Raw genomic sequence first — 16,002 nt, forward strand, 5'->3', positions numbered from 1 at the left:
AACCACGACGCTGTTTACGGCAACACCAACGTTCTCTTGAGCAAAACCCGGTGAAAGACTGTCTTGCAAGCTGATTCGCGATGCAATCACTCTATTGACATTGATTTACACAATAATCCGCGCGTCATTTTTGCGATTCACCTTGACGTGGCGCGTACGGGCTTCCTAGAGTGGGTAGGGACGCCACCACGGGCATCGCCCCGAAGGATTCGACGATGACAGATCTACTGGACCGGGCACGAGGCGCACTCCATGCCCAGCCCTTCAGCATGCTCCTCGGCGCCGAGCTGATGCACACCAGTGCCAACGAGGTGACCCTATGCCTGCCGATTCGCGACGAGTTGCGGCAACAACACGGCTTCGTTCACGGGGGAGTGATCAGTTACCTGGCGGACAATGCGCTCACGTTCGCCGGAGCGCTCGCACTCGGGCCGCGGGTCGTCACGGGCGAGTACAAGATCAACTATCTGCGGCCCGCGATGAACGGCATGCTGGTCGCGCGGGCGCAGGTCGTCTATGCCGGGCGGCATCAGGCGACCTGTCAGTGCAATATCTTTGTGATGGACGGCGATCGCGAGCGGCTCGTCGCCGTCGCGCAGGGGACAATCAACCGGATCGGCGACGGCGGGGAAACGGTGCCGTCGCCTTGAGGGATTACTCTGCTGCGTAAGTCTTCTGCTGCTGCTCGCCCAGGCCTTCGATACCGAGGCGGATCGTCTGACCCGGCTTAAGATAAATCGGGTTCGGCTTGACGCCCATGCCGACGCCCGGCGGCGTGCCGGTCGAGATCACATCGCCCGGTTGCAGGCTCATGCACTGCGACAGATACGACACGAGCTTCGCGACGGTGAACACCATCGTCTTGGTCGAGCCGTTCTGATAACGGTGGCCGTCCACTTCGAGCCACAAGTTCAGGTTCTGCGGATCGGCGACTTCATCGCGCGTGACAACCCACGGGCCGATCGGGCCGAACGTGTCGAAGCCCTTGCCCTTATCCCACGTACCGCCGCGTTCGATCTGCCATTCGCGCTCGGAGACGTCGTTGATCACGCAATAACCGGCGACGTAGTCGAGCGCGTTCGCCTCATCAATGTATTTGGCCGGCTTGCCGATCACCACGCCCAGTTCGACTTCCCAGTCGGTCTTCTTAGAGCCGCGCGGGATCTCGACGTCGTCGTTCGGGCCGCTGACCGCGCTATTCCACTTGTTGAACACGACCGGCTCGGTCGGCACCGGCAGATTCGACTCGGCCGCGTGATCGGCGTAATTCAGGCCGATACAGATGAACTTGCCGATCCGGCCAACGCACGGCCCAAGGCGCGGATTGCCTTCGACCACCGGCAGCGATGCCGGGTCGAGCTTGCGCAGTTGCGCGAGACCGGCGTCCGTCAGCGTGTCGCCATTGATGTCGGCCACCACCTTCGACAGATCGCGGATCTTGCCTTGCGCGTCGAGCAAGCCGGGTTTTTCCTGACCTTTCGGCCCATAACGAAGCAGTTTCATCGTTGCACTTCCCTATCTATCCAGAGTGTTCAGTGAAAAAACAGGCTAGTTCGACCAACCGCCGTCGATCACGTGCGCCTGGCCGGTAGTAAAGCCCGACTCGTCGGAGGCGAGATACAGCGCCAGCGCCGCGATCTCTTCGGTCTTGCCGACGCGGCCCATCGGCTGGCGGGCGACGAACGCCGCCTGCACCGCGTCGACAGTGGCGCCTTGCGCCTGCGCCTGTGCCGCAATCCGCTGTTCGAGCGACGGTGAAGCCACCGTGCCCGGGCAGATCGCGTTACAGCGTACACCACGTGTGACGAAGTCTGCAGCGACGGCCTTCGTCAAACCGATCACGGCCGCTTTCGACGCGCCGTACACGAAGCGGTTCGGCACGCCCTTTACACTCGACGCCGCCGACGACATATTGATGATCGAACCGTTGCCCTTCTCCAGCATTCCCGGCAGAAACGCGCGAATCGTGTGGTACATCGCCTTGGCGTTCAGGTTGAACGCGAAGTCCCAATCTTCTTCCGTCGCTTCGAGAATCGATCCGGCATGGACGTATCCTGCGCAGTTGAACAGCACATCGATCGGGCCAAGTTCGGCGGCCAGCGCGTGGATCGCGGCCTTGTCGAGCACATCGAGCTTGCGCGCCTCGACCGGCTTGCCGGCGAGCGAATCGATACGGATATCGGTAGCGATCACCCGCGCCCCTTCGCTGGCGAAGAGTTCGGCGGTGGCAAGACCGATGCCTTGTCCGGCGGCAGTAATCAGGGCCGTCTTCCCGGCCAGTCTTTGTGTCATCTACGGCTCCAGTTGAAATGGCTTGCGAAGTTTTATACGGGATAGCTTGCCATGAATTTCACAGACGGTAGAACGCCGTCGCGTTCGCGCCGAACACCGCTTCGCGTTCCGCGTCGGATAATCCGGTGAGTAGTGTATTCGCCACCGAATGCCATAGCAGGTAGTCACCGTTCAGATCGAGCACCGGCCAATCGCTGCCCCACATCAGACGCGCCGGACCAAATGACTTCAGCAGATGGTCGACGAAGGGTTGCAACGTGGCCTCCGTCCAACCGGACGCGGCCTCAGTCGCAAGCCCGGAGAGTTTGCAATGGACGTGCGGCAAGCTGGCGAGACGTGTGATGCCGTCGGCCCAACTTTGCCAGCCTTCATGGCCGCCGTCGCGAATCGGCGGCTTGGCGCCGTGATCGACCACGATGCGCAGCTTGGGAAAGCGCTTGACGAAGATTTCGAGGGCGTCCACATGGCGCGTAAAAATCAGCGCATCGAACGCGAGGTCGTGAGCAATCAGCGCTTCGACGGCGGGTGCGAGATCGGGATTGGCGATCCAGTCGTCGTCAGCGATGTCTTGCAGCATCGGCCGGATGCCCTTGAATTTCGCGTCACGTGCGAGTTCAGCGATCAGGGCGGGTGCATCGTTGGACAACATCGGCACCCAGCCGACCACGCCCGCAATCGACGCCTCTTCGCGCGCGAGATCGAGCAGGTAGCGGGTCTCTTCAACCGTGGGCGCCGCCTGGACGACGACCGTACGCTGCACATCGGCGCGCTCACGCAGCGGGGCGAGATCTTGTGGCCCGAAGGTCCGGTACAGCGACTTCAGATCGGGCGTCAGCCAGCCATAATCGCCGCGGGCCGGATCCCAGTAATGCTGGTGAGCGTCGATGTGCATGGGTAGTCAATCCTTGGGCGCCGGCGCCCGCGGATCCAGCAGACCCTCGTCGCGCAATGCCGTCCACAGTTCAGCAGGAATCGGGCGATCGAACGAAGCGACGTTCTCGCGCAATTCTTCGACACTGCGCGCCCCGGTCAGCACGGTTGCGACGGCTGGGTGAGCGTAGGGAAACTGCAGCGCCGCCGCGGCCAAGGGTACATCGTGCGCGCGGCATACGGCTTCGAGCCGCGCCACGCGCTCGATCACTTCTTTGGGCGCAGCGCCATAGTTGAACTTAAGATCCCCTTGAACACCGCGCGCCAGAATGCCCGAGTTAAATGCTCCGCCTAACAGGATACTTACGCCGCGCGCCTCGCAGGCGGGCAACAGGTCGTCGAGCGTTGCCTGTTCCAGCAACGTATAGCGGCCCGCCAACAGCGCGCAGTCGATGTCGAAATCCGCCATCATCTCGAGAACCGCCGCGCCTTCGTTGACACCAAGGCCGACAGCCTTGACCACACCCGCCGAGCGCAATTCATCGAGCGCGCGAAAGCCGCCGCCTTCCGTCAGTTGCTTCCAGTAGACCGGATTCTTATCGCCGTGTGTGACACGGCCGATATCGTGAATCAGCAGGATGTCGATCTCGACGATGCCCAGCCGCTGCTGGCTGTCCTCGAACGAACGCAGGATGCTGTCGTGGGTGTAATCGAAGATGGCCTCGAACGGCAGCGGGTCTTGCCAGCCTTCGCTGCCGTCATACGGGTTGGTGCGCGGCACAAAGCGCCGGCCGACCTTGGTGGACAGCACATACTGTTCACGTGGATAGCGACGCAGCGCATCGCCCAGCCGGTGCTCGGCTTTCGTATGGCCGTAATGCGGCGCAGTGTCGAAGAAACGCACGCCTGCATCCCAGGCTGCGGCGACCGTGGCGAGTGCCTGTTCTTCCGTCAGATCGTGGTAGAGGCCGCCGAGCGGTGCCGTACCCAGACTGAGCCCGCTCACCTGCAGATCACGCCGGCCAATCTGGCGGCGCTTTACGACGTTCGAATCAATCGCTGCTGTCATGCAGATGTCTCCATTGTCGCGGTCGGTCCGAGTTAGCGCTTTAGCGCTTACTCGCGCCTCATGCAGTTTTAATGCGAAGCGATCTCCACCACCCGCTGCGCAGACCCCGCGCTCGACGGCAGACACGCCGGGCCAACCGGCTCGAATGTCTTGTACGTCAGGATAAACTCCTGGTGCCCAAGCGTTTCGGACTTCGATGCTACACCTTGCGCCACCGCCACCGTCTGCTCGAACACTTCGCGGCCGACCTCTTCCAGCGTGCCACGTCCTTCGAGAATCCGGCCCGCATCGACATCCATATCACCCGCGAGATTGCGATAGGTCGCCGGATTCGCACACACCTTGATGACCGGCGAAATGGCCGAGCCCACCACCGATCCGCGTCCGGTCGTGAACAGGATAACGTGCGCTCCGCAGGCGATCAGCTCGCCGATCTCGGCATTGTCGCTAATGTTCGGAAAGCCAAAGCGCGGCTCGCCATCCGGCACCACGTCGAGCAGATAAAGGCCGCCGGTCGGCGGAACATCGCCCGGTTTGATGATGCCGACAATCGGCGACGCTCCGCTCTTCGCATACGCGCCAAGCGACTTCTCTTCCTGCGTGGTCAACCCGCCGTCTGCATTACCCACGGCGAAACTGCCGTGGCCGAGAATCGAATAGTAGCGCGCGGCCTTCGCCACACAGGCGACGATTTCATCGCCCAGCTCCGGTCGCGCGGCGCGCGTTTTCATATGGAACTCGCAGCCCACCAGTTCGCCCGTTTCTTCGAAGATGCAGCTTGAGCCAGCCTCGATCAGATGATCGAACGCGCGGCCCACGGCGGGATTCGCGGTGATGCCGCTGGTCCCGTCCGAGCCGCCGCAGATCGTGCCGACCACCAGTTCGCTAAGCGCCATCGGCACGCGTTGTTGCGCCGCCAGTTGTTTGCGCGCATCGCGTACCCAGTCCACGCCATACTGGATCGTGCTGCGGGTGCCACCCTTTTCCTGGATCGTGAGCACTTCCACGGGCCGGCCGCTCTCTCGCACCACGTCCACGAGATAGTGCTTGTTCATGCTCTCGCAACCAAGCGACACAAACAGCACCGCACCCACATTCGGATGCGTAGTGAGCTGCTTGAGCATCTTTTCCGCATAGCCATTCGGATAGCAGCCGGGAAACCCGATCAGATGAACCGCCGGATCACGCTCGGCTGCGGGGTCATCGAACGCATCGAGCGGCTCGCGAAACTGTGTGACGATTTCCCGTGCCACGTGATGCGCGCATTCGACGAGATACGCGACCGCAACGACATTGCGGATGCCCTTGCGGCCGTCGCTGCGCAAATAGCCTTGCAGCATCGGCTGCGTGCCGGCGGTCGTGGAGATCGTTGCTTCGGAAGTGTCAGTCATGATCGTTCCAGCGCGGTATTGCACCGCATCAATGATGCACGAACTCGTGACCTGCATCGTGCGTGTACGTGGGCAGGTAGTCGCTTTCGAGGTTGTGGGTATGAAGATGTTCGCCGCGCGCGACGGCTCCGGTCACGTGGCCGATGACCGCGCCGTAGCGCAGCACCTTGTCGTCTTTCGCCAGCGCGCCGCGTGCGACTTTGTGACCAAGCTCGATCGTCTTGGCGAGCGTGACGCGCTCGCCTTCGATCTCAAGCTCGGTGCCGGCTTCGAGCCGCGCCCCTGCAATCAGGCAGTTGTCCTGCGGACTTAGCAGGATCAGGCGGGCGTCGGTATGCGATGGGCTGCTCAAAATTGTCTCCGCAATGGGTCCGTTTTAGTTCTGGCCTTCGCCGCTCGCGAGGCGCGCCACCATCAGCGAGCCGAGAATAATGGCGCCGTAGATGGCCTGAATCCAGAACGACGGCACTTGTGCGAGCGTCAGCAGGTTTTGCACGACACCCAGCAATAGTACGCCGGATAGCGCGCCGAGCATCGTGCCCTTGCCGCCGTCGAGCGAAATGCCGCCGATCACTGCCGCCGCGAACACGGTAAAGATCATGCCGTTGCCCTGATTCGCGTTGATCGCGCCAACGTAGCCGGTGACGATCAGGCCGCCAAGCGACGCCAGCACGCTGCCCAGCACGAACACGCCCCACGTAATGCGTTCGACGCGAATCCCGGCCGCGCGCGCCGCTTCCGGATTGCCGCCGATCGCATACAGCGCACGCCCAACACGATGGTAGCGCAGCATGAACGCGGCGACAGCGAAGGCCACTGCGGCGAGCCACACGGAGACAGGCAGCCCAAGCACGATCGTGGTGGCGAGGGTGAAGAACGACGGCGGCATATCGAACAGCGTGCCGCCCTTGGTGGCGCCTACGAGCATGCCGCGCAGCACAATCAGCATCGCGAGCGTGACGATGAACGCATTGAGCCGTAAGCGCACCACCAGAAAGCCGTTGATAAAACCAATCACCGCGCCGACGACGAGAATCGCCAACAGACCTGCCGCAGCCGGCCATTGCCAGCCAAAACCGGCGGACGCCGCCGGCATGACGAGCATCGCGCCGACAGCGGGTGCGATCCCCACCGTCGACTCGAGCGACAGATCGAACTTGCCGGTCAGCACGATCAGCGATTCGGCGAGCACGACGAGCGCGAGCGCCGCGGAGGCCCCAAGCACGCTGATCAGATTCGCCTTGGTCAAAAAGCTCGGGCTGACGAAAGCGCCTATCACAAGCAGTAAAGCAAGCGCGGGCAGCAACGCGAGGTCGCGCAGACGCGCGAGCTCGATCCGCGCCCGGCGGCTGCGCGCGGCAGGCGCGCCGGCCGCTCCTTGAGCCGTAGCGAATGCAGGGCTAGGCACACTATTCTTCATGGAGACTGACTCCTTCAACGGATGCGATCAGGTCGTGGTCCTGCCAACCCGCGGGAAATTCGGCCGCGACGCGGCCACGAAACATGACCAGCACGCGGTCACAGGTACGCAAGTCATCGAGTTCGCCGGAAACCACGAGCACCGCTTTGCCCTCTTCACGCACACGGTCCACGACAGACAGCAGCGCTTCCTTCGATTTCACGTCGACGCCGGCGGTGGGGTCGATTAGCACGAGGACGTTCGGATCGGTCGCCAAGGCGCGCGCCATCACGACCTTTTGCTGATTGCCACCAGACAGGCCCGATACGACGTGCTCAGGACCCGGCGTGACGATGCCGAGTGCCTCGATCATCTTCTGGCCGAACGCATTCTTCTTCGCGGGCGAGGCGAGCCCGAACTTGCCGAGCAGGCGCGTGATCGTCATTGAGGCGTTTTCCGCAACCGATTGCGTCAGCACCAGGCCTTCGTGATGCCGGTCTTTCGGCACGCAGCCGATACCGGCCGCCAGCGCCGCCGGCACGTCACCACGCGGCAACGACTTACCTGCTACGCGAATGTCGCCACGGGTCGGCGAGCGCAACCCTGCGATCGCTTCCGCGACACTGGTGCGGCCGCTACTCGTCGCACCAGTCAAACCGATAACTTCGCCGCGCTTCACCGTGAACGACACGTCTTCGTAATCGACGCCGCCGAGACCCGCGACTTCCAGCGCCACATTCGTATCGGCCGGTAGTGGCTCGCGCGAAGCAGCGTCGGCGACTGCAAGGCCGCCGCGCTCGCCGGTCATGGCTTCGATCAGTTGCTCGCGCGGCAACGCAGAAACCGGCGCGCTGACGATATGCCGCGCATCGCGCAACACCGTCACCGCCTGGCAGATCTCGTACACCTCCTGCAAATGGTGCGAGATAAACAGAAACGTCACGCCTTCGCGCTGCAACTCGGTGATGCGGCGAAACAGGCGTTTGATTTCATCGCCGTCGAGCTGCGCGGTCGGCTCGTCGAGAATGATGAAGCGCGCGCCATACGACAGCGCCCGCGCAATCTCCACCAGTTGACGTGCCTCGACGCTCAGATCGCCCGCGCGCGCATCTTCGCGCACGTCGATCTTCCAGTGATCGAGCAGTTCACGCGCGTCGCGGCGCATGGCCTGCCAGTCGATCATGCCGCGCCGTTCAGGCTGACGGTTGATGAACAGATTCTCCGCGACGCTGAGGTCGCGGATGATCGTGGAATGCTGATAGACGCAGGCCACACGCTCGCGCCAGGCGTCGCGGTCCGCGAGCGAAGGCGCCGGCGCGCCGCCGAAGCGCACCTCGCCGGTATCCGGCTTGCGCAGGCCGGTGAGGATCGACACCAGCGTCGATTTCCCGGCCCCGTTCCGCCCGACGAGTGCATGCGACTCGCCAGGCATCACGCGGATGCTCACGTCGTTCAGTGCGGCGTACGAGCCGAAGCGCTTGGTCACTTCCAGCGCTTCGACCATCGCCTGGCCAGAGGCAGCCGCCGCAACGCCAGGCGCGTGCATGAGCTCGCTCATTTGACCGTATTGCCCCACAGGTTCTTGTCGTCGACATTCGCCTTCGTCACGAGCGGCGCAGGCAACTGATCTTCCAGCATCCCCGGCGCGATCTGGATGATCGTGCTGCCGTGATCGGTCGGACCCGGCTTGAAGGTCTGTCCGGCGAGCGCGGCCTTGATGTAGAACAGGCCGTACTTCGCGTACAGGTCAGCCGGTTGCGAAACGGTGGCGTCGATCTCACCCTTGCGGATCGCCTCGAACTCTTGCGGAATTCCATCGTTGCTGACAATCACGACGTGTTTCGCATCACCCACCGGAAACAGCATCTGCTTGCGGCGCAGCGTCTGCAGCGTCGGCGACAGATAAACTCCGCCTGCCTGCATGTAGATCGCTTTCACGTCCGGGTTGGCGGTCAACAGGCTGTCGAGCGCGGTGGCCGCGACGTCGCCCTTCCACGCGGCCGGAATTTCCAGCAGCGAGAGCGACGGGTAATGCTTCAGGCATGTACGGAACGCTTCCGAACGGTCACGGCCGTTCACCGACGCCAGATCGCCCTCGATCTGCACGACCTTGCCGGACTTCACATGCTCGCCGATGTACTTGCAGGCCATCTCGCCGTACGCGTGATTGTCGGCGCGGACCACCATCGCGACCTTGCCTTGGGTCGGCGCGACGTCTACGGCCACCACCGGCACGTTCTTGGCGGACGCGGCGTCGAGCGCCCGGCTGATCGCGGCCGAATCCAGCGGCCCGACGACGATGCCCTTCGCACCCAGATTCAGGATGTTGTTCATATCGGTGATCTGCTGCGCAGGGTCACCGTTGGAATTGACCGGTGCGAGGATGTCGAGGCCGCTCTGCTTCGCGTAGACGGGCAGGTAGTTGTTGTACGACTGCCAGAACGGCGAGGTGAGGAGCGGCAGATCGAGACCGATCTTGCCCGAATCGGCGGCGCGGGCAGCGCCGCTTGTCACGAGGCCGGCCACGCATGCGGCCGCTACCCCAACTGATAAAGCGCCACGAATGAAGCGATGGGCCGCGCGCGGCCCCTTAGCGAACGTCATGTCTTGTCTCCTGATAGGTGTTGTTGAACTGCCCCCGCCGCTCCGCTCAGCGGCCGGCGTATCGTCCTGCGCGTTCTTAGTTCTTATCGATATTGGTGCACGACAATTCACCAATGAACGTATTATTCATATATGCATCATTCGAAGTCAAGGCATGTCCGGTGTAACAGCCGTCCGTACTTTCCCTGGCCGCACGCGCCAATTGCGCTCTACACTCACGCGCCAGATGACAATGAAACCTGCACTGCTTTGCATGGGAGCGGCGTAAGCACTAAAGCGCCAACTCAGGTCGACACATGGAACTCCACCGATGATGGATGCGGAAGAAAGAGACGACGCCGACCGTTACCGGGCGCCCGCGCTGGACAAGGGACTCGATATCCTCGAACTGCTGGCCGAGCAGAAAGATGGATTGACGCGCGCCGAGATCACCAAGCTGCTGGGACGTAATGCGAGCGAGATGTACCGGATGCTCGAGCGGCTGGTCGCCCGTCAATATGTGGTGCGTTCGGCGGGGGGCGACCGCTATTCGCTGAGCCTGAAGCTGTATGCGCTTGCGCACCGGCACCCGCCGATGAACCGGCTGATCTACGAAGCGCTGCCGCTGATGCAGCGTTTCTCGGACCGCGCGGAGCAGTCGTGTCACCTGGTGGTGTACGACCGCGGCAATCTTCTGGTGATTGCGCAGGTGGACGGTCCGGGCACGTGGGGGATGTCGGTGCGGCTCGGTTCTCGGGTCGGTCTCATCGATACCGGCTCGGGCCGCGTCATGCTGGCTTTCCAGACCGCCGAGCAGCGCGCCCATATGCTCGCCGAGCATACGAAGGTGAAAGGCGAAGTGACGATCGACGAGGAAGCGCTCGAGGCGACCTGCGAGCGGATCCGCACGGCAGGGTTCTCGCAAAAAGACAGCCAGCAGATCTTCGGCGTCACCGATGTCACGTTCCCCATCCTCGGGCCGTCCGGGCAGGCGATCGCCGTGCTGACCTGTCCGTACCTGCGGCGTATCGACGAATACGTCGCGCCCGCGCTCGACGCAGCGACCGCGATGCTGCGGGAAACTGTCGCGGCGCTGTCGATGTATCGCGAAGAAGCGAGCTAGCATCCCCCACCGGCCTGGCCTGGCAATATTTGACAGTCTCAGGGATGCGGCACGTCAGCCGATCGCGGGGCTCGCGCGTTTTATCAGGGTCGCGCTCATGCGCGTACAAAAACCGCAGCATGCACGGCTCTCTAGCAGGCCGGATTGTCTGCGCCTCCCCGATGAACGCGGCGATGCCGCGGCAGGTCAACAGGATCAAAACGATGAAAAAACTCATTCTCTCCATGGCCGCCGTGGCCGGCCTGTTCGCAGCGAGCGCGAGCTATGCGCAGGTTCCCGCGAGCGCGCCGAGCGGCACGACGGGTCTCTGCAAGGACGGCTCGTTCTATTCCGGTGCGACGAAGAAGGGTGCATGCAAGGGTCATAAAGGCGTCCAGACCTGGTACGGCGCAGCGTCGAGCGCAGCCGCGGCTTCGGCTCCGGCAGCAGCACCGGCCATGGCGCCGGCGGCAGCCAGCAGCGCCAAAGCGGCACCCTCCAAGGCGCCTGCAGCGGCCAGCACCGCCCAGGCAGCCCCTGGCGGCGGCCCCGGCCAGGTGTGGGTCAACACCAGCACGAAGGTCTACCACTGCCCGGGCGACAAGTACTACGGCAAAACCAAGCACGGCTCATACATGAGCGAAGCAGACGCGAAGACCAAGGGCTACCACGCCCAAGGCGGCAAGGCCTGCCAGTAAATATTGACCGTCGTACAATCCTGCGTCCGTACCGGAAGGGCTGCAAAGGCTCCAACGGCCGGACCCAGGATGAGGCGTATCTCGCCTTACGTTTCAAGCTTCACACCGATACATCATCATGAAGAAATCGTCTTGTTCTCTCGTTTTGCTGGCTCTTGCGCTGGCGGGTTTCGCAGGTTCGGCTTCCGCGGCCGGCTGTCTGAAGGGTGCCGTGGTCGGCGGTGTTGCGGGTCACTATGCGGGCCATCACGCGGTTGTCGGCGCGGTTGGCGGATGTATCGTCGGACACCATCTGGCGAAGAAGAAGCAGGCTGAAGAGCGGGCGGCCGCTCACGCGCAGGAAGGCCCGATTCAATAAGGCGGAGCCGCCCGGACGCACGCACAGGCGTGGAGCCCGCCAGGTCTTTCGCCACACTCACATGGTTTAAGTCGGCATGGTTTAGAATGGCGACCCTTTCAAAAATGTCGCCGCGCGGGCAACGACCTGCGCGCGCTATCGATACCTCATGGCGAAACTTCTGACCGATTCCGAATTCCAGCGTTTTTCCGAACTCCAGCAGAAGCAGGCGAGCTTCACGATCACCAGTGAAGAAGCCGACGAACTGCGCGACATCGTGGCCCGCGCGCAGCAAAAGCGCGACGACCGCGCCGCGGCCATGCAGGCGATGGAAGCGTACATCCAGCAATTCGACATCAGCCCGGACGAACTGTTTTCGCCGGAGCAGATCGGCGACGCCGCACGCACCTATGGCCTGATTCCGGCTGCGAAGAAGGAACGCGTGCTGCCGCCGTCGTTCACGTATAACGGCAAGCCGTACCAGTGGACGCGCGCGCTGCCCGACGATATCCGCGTACCGCTGTTTGACGCGTTCAAGGCGGGTCAATCGGTGAAGGACTTCATCGCGACGCCGAAGGACGCCGCTCGCTGCGCGGCAACGATTGCCCGCCTCGAACGTGAGACGGGTGCCGTGTATGCGCAGGCGTGGCTCGAAGAGTTGTCAGTGTCGCGCAGCCAGGTGGACGAGGCGGCAGGCAAACTGCCGGCCTGAGCACGCTGCCGTCATGACGACGCCGGATGAAGCTGCCATCCGGCGTTACGATCCGGCCGTCTCAGCGATGGTGATGGTCTATCTTTGCTTGACGACTGCGCCAGAACGACTTCCCAGGACTCAACATTGAGTCCCAGTCTCAACGTCATCAGGCGGCAAGGCCAGCCGAGGCCTTACGGCTTCGTGGCCGTATTGGAAGCGCCCGTTGCGGCGGATGCCTCAACCGCTGCCGATGCATGGTGCTTATGATTTTTGTGATGCTTGTGGTGATGCTTCACAGCGGACGCTGCCTCGGCCGGAGCGGCGCTCTGCTCCTGGGCGGGCGCAGCGACGGGTGCGGATGCCTGTGCAAAAGCGCCGAGCGAAAACAACCCGGCGAGAGCGGCGATAGTGATCTGCTTGTTCATCGTTAGTCCTTCCTGAAAAAATCTCGGTTGAGGGTACGACCTGATAACGGTCGTGTGTTTAACGGCCTTCTGCGGAAGCCGTTGACTCACTCATGATTTAATCTGGAATCCTTGACGATTCTTTGCAACATTGCACGCGAGATAAGCTCACGATCCAATAATCGTGATCGCCCATGCAAAGGCACACCCTGCCGGCGCTCCAATCAGACGTCCAAGCGCGCTTGCCTTGGTGAAGTCGCCAATCTGGCATTCGACACCGCCCTTCAGAATTCCCTGATGACGCAGAAGCGGTTCGACGGTGCAAACGACGGTCGCGGCAAGCCATGCAACGCCTTCGCGGCCCAACAGATGGTCCGGATCGATGAGATTGGTTAGTTGAAGCACGAAGATCGAAACAGCGCTGAAGAGAAACGCGAACAGCAGTGATTTGATGAATTGATCGGAGTCGGCGAAGTTATCCATGGGAGTATCGGTCCAGATATATCGTGGTGAGCTCAGCGATTCGGACTTGCCCGTGGGACGGCGAACGACATATGCGTTCACGCCGTGGGCGTGCTAAACGACGCCGTGATTGCGATCGCTGAAGGGAGCATAAAAATATATCGGAAGCGAGCGCGGCAAACACTCGGACGATTCTCAAAGGGACGGCACAAGAACCCGAGACGCGAGGCAATTGCTTCCGAATCAACCTTGCGCGGCTTCTGCGTCATCCAGCGCCATCCTGAACCCCACCACACCTGGATCTTCGGTGTGCGTCACCGTAAATCCACTCGCTCTGGCCAACGCGATCATCGGTCCGTTCTCGCGCAGCGCTTCGCCCACCAGCCAATGCGTGCCGCGCGAGCGCGCATAAGCGATGATCTTCTCCATCAGCAGTGTGCCGAGGTGCCGCCCCTTCTGATCGGAGCGAATCGCCACCGCGAATTCAGCGGTTTCGTTATCGGGATCCGCCACGGCGCGCACCACCCCTAACGTCCGCGTGAAACCTTCCTCGCATGGAACCGTCGCGATCAACGCCATTTCGCGGTCGTAGTCAATCTGCGTCATGCGCGCGAGTTGCGAGTGATCGAAGCTGCCTACGGCGCCGAAGAAACGCAGACGCAGATCGTCGGGCGTCATCGCTTCGACGAAGTCGTGATGAGCCGCCTCGTCTTCGGGGCGAATGGGTCGTACAGTGATCTGCAGACCGTGCCAATCGAGCGTCTCCTCGTAGCGGCGCGGATACGGCATGATCGCGAGCCGGCTGCGCTTGGCGCCGAGCCGGATAGACGGCGCGATGACAGCGACGTGCTCGCGGAATACCCGCAGCACGAGCTTTAAGCCGACTATCTCGCGTACATCGCATACCGCCTGTGAGAGCGCCGTGAAAGCCGCCAGCACCGGTTCGGGCGCAGCAACCCGCGCGTAAGGCGAGCGCATCACCATATCGCGCGCCAGCATGGGATTGAGCGGCGGCAAGCCGAAGACCCGCTCCGGCGCCGACACGCCATCCGCCAATGGCGTCGTGAAACGGAACACGGGACCAAAGTTATCGTCGTCGTGCAGTTCGACGTCGATGTCGACGATCTTGTCCTGCATCGCATCGAGCGGTTCAACATGCAACCCGAAGTGCGCGAGCAGATGTGCTGCGGGTTCCTTCGTCAACGTGTCCTCACCCGCAGCCAACGCCGCGCGCGCCTGCGCCTGAGCGGCGTCGGTCTCAGCGGGGATCTGCGCCGGCAGCCCTTCCGGCGTTTGCATCAGCAGCTCGCGCCCCAGCCGGTAATCGACCAGACGAGCGAACGCCCGGGCGAGGCGCTGCGGGGTCGTATGCACCGGAATGCCCTGCGCATGCAATGCATCGCGCGTCGCCGCGTCCACTCCGCCAAAGAAGCACGCCAGCAAACCGCGATACGCGAATCGCTGATTAGCGATCAGCGCCTGCGCGACCTCGCCGACCGGCGCGTTATGAGTCGACGCGTGAACCACGAACGCCGTCCCGGTCGCCCCTTGCTGCGCGAGAACCTGCAACGCCGTGCCGAAGTGCTCGGCACGAGCGTCGTCGCCGAGAAGCAGCGGGTTGCCCGGGACCGCGTGCGGCAACGCCTTGGTGACCTCGTCCACGGTCTCCGCGGGCCACTGCGCAAGCGTGTCACCGGCCGCCGCGAACGCATCGCAGGCGAGCGTCGCCACGCCGCGGTCGCTGGTGATCAGCGTCGCCGTCGCGCCGGCCGCAACGCGGCCAACACCGAGCGTTTCGATCTCGTCGAGCAGATCGTCGAGCGAGTCGACGCGCACCATCCCGGCGCGGCGGAACGCAGCTGTGTACAAGCCATCGGCGGGATCGGCGCGCCCCGAGCGCAGCGCAAGGACCGGCTTGTTGCGAGCCGCCGCCCGCGCCGCCGACATGAACTTGCGGGCCGCGCGTACCGTATCGAGTTCGAGCAGGATCGCGCGGGTACCTGGATCGCTCGCCAGGTAGTCGAGCACGTCGCCCGCATCCACATCCGCCTCACCGCCGAGCGCCACCGCGTGCGAAAAGCCCAGTCCACGCGCATACGCCCAGCCCAGCACGGCATTGGTCAGCGCATTGGATTGCGAGACCCACGCCACCCCTCCCGCCTTCACGAGGCGCGACGGCGCGCCCAGATGCGCCCGCAGTGCCGGCGACATCACCCCGAGACTGCCCGGTCCGACAATGCGCAGCAGATGCGGCCGCGCCGCCGACAGCGCGTGCCTGAGCGCGGTGCGGTCCTCGTCCGTGTGGACTTCCCCGACGATGATCGCGGCGCGCGTACCCAGACCGCCAAGTTTGTGGATGATCCCTGGCCACGTCGACGGCGGTGTACAGATCAGCGCCACCGTAGGCGCCTCCGGGAGGTCGCCGGCATCGGCCACGGCGGCGTGACCGTCGAGTGCGTCGTATTTCGGATTCACGGGCCACAAGGGGCCATCAAAGCCGCCGCCCAGCAGGCTCGTCCACACCATCGCACCCGTGCTGCGCGGCCGTCGTGAAGCGCCGATCACGGCAACGGATTTGGGTCGAAACAGCGCATCGAGATTGCGAACGGTCACGGGACACTCCGCGAGTCGAAAGAGGGTGCGTTCAGGAGCAACGCGCATCCCCTCAGGATAGGCGATGCCGGCACCGTTGTGCGGCGCT

General features: G+C 63.1%; 17 protein-coding genes. 5 read left to right on the forward strand and 12 right to left on the reverse strand.

Translation table 11 applies throughout. The annotated features are described in order from the left end of the window. Positions 1 to 215: 215 nt before the first annotated feature. The gene (locus P3T17_RS07645; protein ID WP_074266661.1) at positions 216 to 650 is read left to right on the forward strand and encodes a PaaI family thioesterase; all 435 of its coding nucleotides are present in this window, start codon (positions 216 to 218) and stop codon (positions 648 to 650) included. A gap of 4 nt (positions 651 to 654) precedes the next feature. Here P3T17_RS07645 and P3T17_RS07650 read toward each other — a convergent pair whose 3' ends face one another. From P3T17_RS07650 to P3T17_RS07690, 9 genes are all read right to left on the reverse strand, one after another. Further along, the gene (locus P3T17_RS07650) at positions 655 to 1,503 is read right to left on the reverse strand and encodes an ureidoglycolate lyase (protein WP_429405818.1); all 849 of its coding nucleotides are present in this window, start codon (positions 1,501 to 1,503) and stop codon (positions 655 to 657) included. 45 nt (positions 1,504 to 1,548) lie between these two features. Next, positions 1,549 to 2,292: an SDR family oxidoreductase gene (locus P3T17_RS07655; RefSeq protein WP_429405820.1), complete on the reverse strand. Its 744-nt coding sequence runs from the start codon at positions 2,290 to 2,292 to the stop codon at positions 1,549 to 1,551. A gap of 58 nt (positions 2,293 to 2,350) precedes the next feature. Continuing rightward, positions 2,351 to 3,184: an amidohydrolase family protein gene (locus P3T17_RS07660; protein ID WP_429405822.1), complete on the reverse strand. Its 834-nt coding sequence runs from the start codon at positions 3,182 to 3,184 to the stop codon at positions 2,351 to 2,353. Between the two features lie 6 nt (positions 3,185 to 3,190). Then, positions 3,191 to 4,231, reverse strand: coding sequence for an aldo/keto reductase (locus P3T17_RS07665; protein WP_429405824.1), 1,041 nt, complete (start codon positions 4,229 to 4,231; stop codon positions 3,191 to 3,193). 68 nt (positions 4,232 to 4,299) lie between these two features. Next, positions 4,300 to 5,622 (reverse strand): UxaA family hydrolase, encoded by a 1,323-nt coding sequence (locus tag P3T17_RS07670; RefSeq protein WP_074266666.1) that lies wholly within the window; start codon positions 5,620 to 5,622, stop codon positions 4,300 to 4,302. Between the two features lie 28 nt (positions 5,623 to 5,650). Beyond that, positions 5,651 to 5,974, reverse strand: a complete 324-nt coding sequence (locus P3T17_RS07675) for a UxaA family hydrolase (RefSeq protein ID WP_429289134.1) — start codon at positions 5,972 to 5,974, stop codon at positions 5,651 to 5,653. Between the two features lie 24 nt (positions 5,975 to 5,998). Further along, a complete protein-coding gene (locus P3T17_RS07680; RefSeq protein WP_429405826.1) occupies positions 5,999 to 7,042 on the reverse strand; it encodes an ABC transporter permease in 1,044 nt (347 codons plus the stop codon). Further along, complete coding sequence (locus P3T17_RS07685) at positions 7,032 to 8,567, reverse strand: sugar ABC transporter ATP-binding protein (protein WP_429405829.1); 1,536 nt, start codon at positions 8,565 to 8,567, stop codon at positions 7,032 to 7,034. The genes P3T17_RS07680 and P3T17_RS07685 overlap by 11 nt, the downstream gene beginning before the upstream one ends. An 8-nt stretch (positions 8,568 to 8,575) precedes the next feature. Next, on the reverse strand, positions 8,576 to 9,625 hold the full coding sequence (locus tag P3T17_RS07690) for a sugar ABC transporter substrate-binding protein (RefSeq protein WP_074266670.1): 1,050 nt from the start codon (positions 9,623 to 9,625) through the stop codon (positions 8,576 to 8,578). Between the two features lie 313 nt (positions 9,626 to 9,938). Here P3T17_RS07690 and P3T17_RS07695 point away from each other — a divergent pair, with 313 nt between their 5' ends. From P3T17_RS07695 to P3T17_RS07710, 4 genes are all read left to right on the forward strand, one after another. Continuing rightward, positions 9,939 to 10,727 carry an IclR family transcriptional regulator gene (locus P3T17_RS07695; RefSeq protein ID WP_074269240.1) on the forward strand — a complete coding sequence of 263 codons (789 nt, stop codon included), beginning with the start codon at positions 9,939 to 9,941 and terminating at the stop codon, positions 10,725 to 10,727. A 203-nt stretch (positions 10,728 to 10,930) separates the two neighbouring features. Next, on the forward strand, positions 10,931 to 11,404 hold the full coding sequence (locus tag P3T17_RS07700) for a DUF3761 domain-containing protein (protein WP_429405832.1): 474 nt from the start codon (positions 10,931 to 10,933) through the stop codon (positions 11,402 to 11,404). 118 nt (positions 11,405 to 11,522) lie between these two features. After that, positions 11,523 to 11,762: a hypothetical protein gene (locus tag P3T17_RS07705; protein WP_074266671.1), complete on the forward strand. Its 240-nt coding sequence runs from the start codon at positions 11,523 to 11,525 to the stop codon at positions 11,760 to 11,762. Positions 11,763 to 11,910: 148 nt separating this feature from the next. Then, positions 11,911 to 12,453 (forward strand): hypothetical protein, encoded by a 543-nt coding sequence (locus P3T17_RS07710; protein WP_074266672.1) that lies wholly within the window; start codon positions 11,911 to 11,913, stop codon positions 12,451 to 12,453. A gap of 173 nt (positions 12,454 to 12,626) precedes the next feature. Here the strand turns inward: P3T17_RS07710 and P3T17_RS07715 are convergent, their stop codons facing one another. The 3 genes from P3T17_RS07715 to P3T17_RS07725 all read right to left on the reverse strand — a co-directional run bounded on the left by P3T17_RS07715 (position 12,627) and on the right by P3T17_RS07725 (position 15,914). Further along, on the reverse strand, positions 12,627 to 12,860 hold the full coding sequence (locus P3T17_RS07715; protein ID WP_429405834.1) for a hypothetical protein: 234 nt from the start codon (positions 12,858 to 12,860) through the stop codon (positions 12,627 to 12,629). A 147-nt stretch (positions 12,861 to 13,007) separates the two neighbouring features. Continuing rightward, positions 13,008 to 13,322, reverse strand: a complete 315-nt coding sequence (locus P3T17_RS07720) for a hypothetical protein (protein WP_074266674.1) — start codon at positions 13,320 to 13,322, stop codon at positions 13,008 to 13,010. Between the two features lie 222 nt (positions 13,323 to 13,544). Further along, entirely contained in the window at positions 13,545 to 15,914 is a 2,370-nt protein-coding gene (locus tag P3T17_RS07725; protein WP_429405836.1) for a GNAT family N-acetyltransferase, read from the reverse strand. Positions 15,915 to 16,002 lie beyond the last annotated feature (88 nt).

Source organism: Paraburkholderia sp. GAS82 (assembly GCF_050436285.1).
In the GTDB taxonomy this organism is placed as follows: Bacteria; Pseudomonadota; Gammaproteobacteria; order Burkholderiales; family Burkholderiaceae; genus Paraburkholderia; species Paraburkholderia phenazinium_B.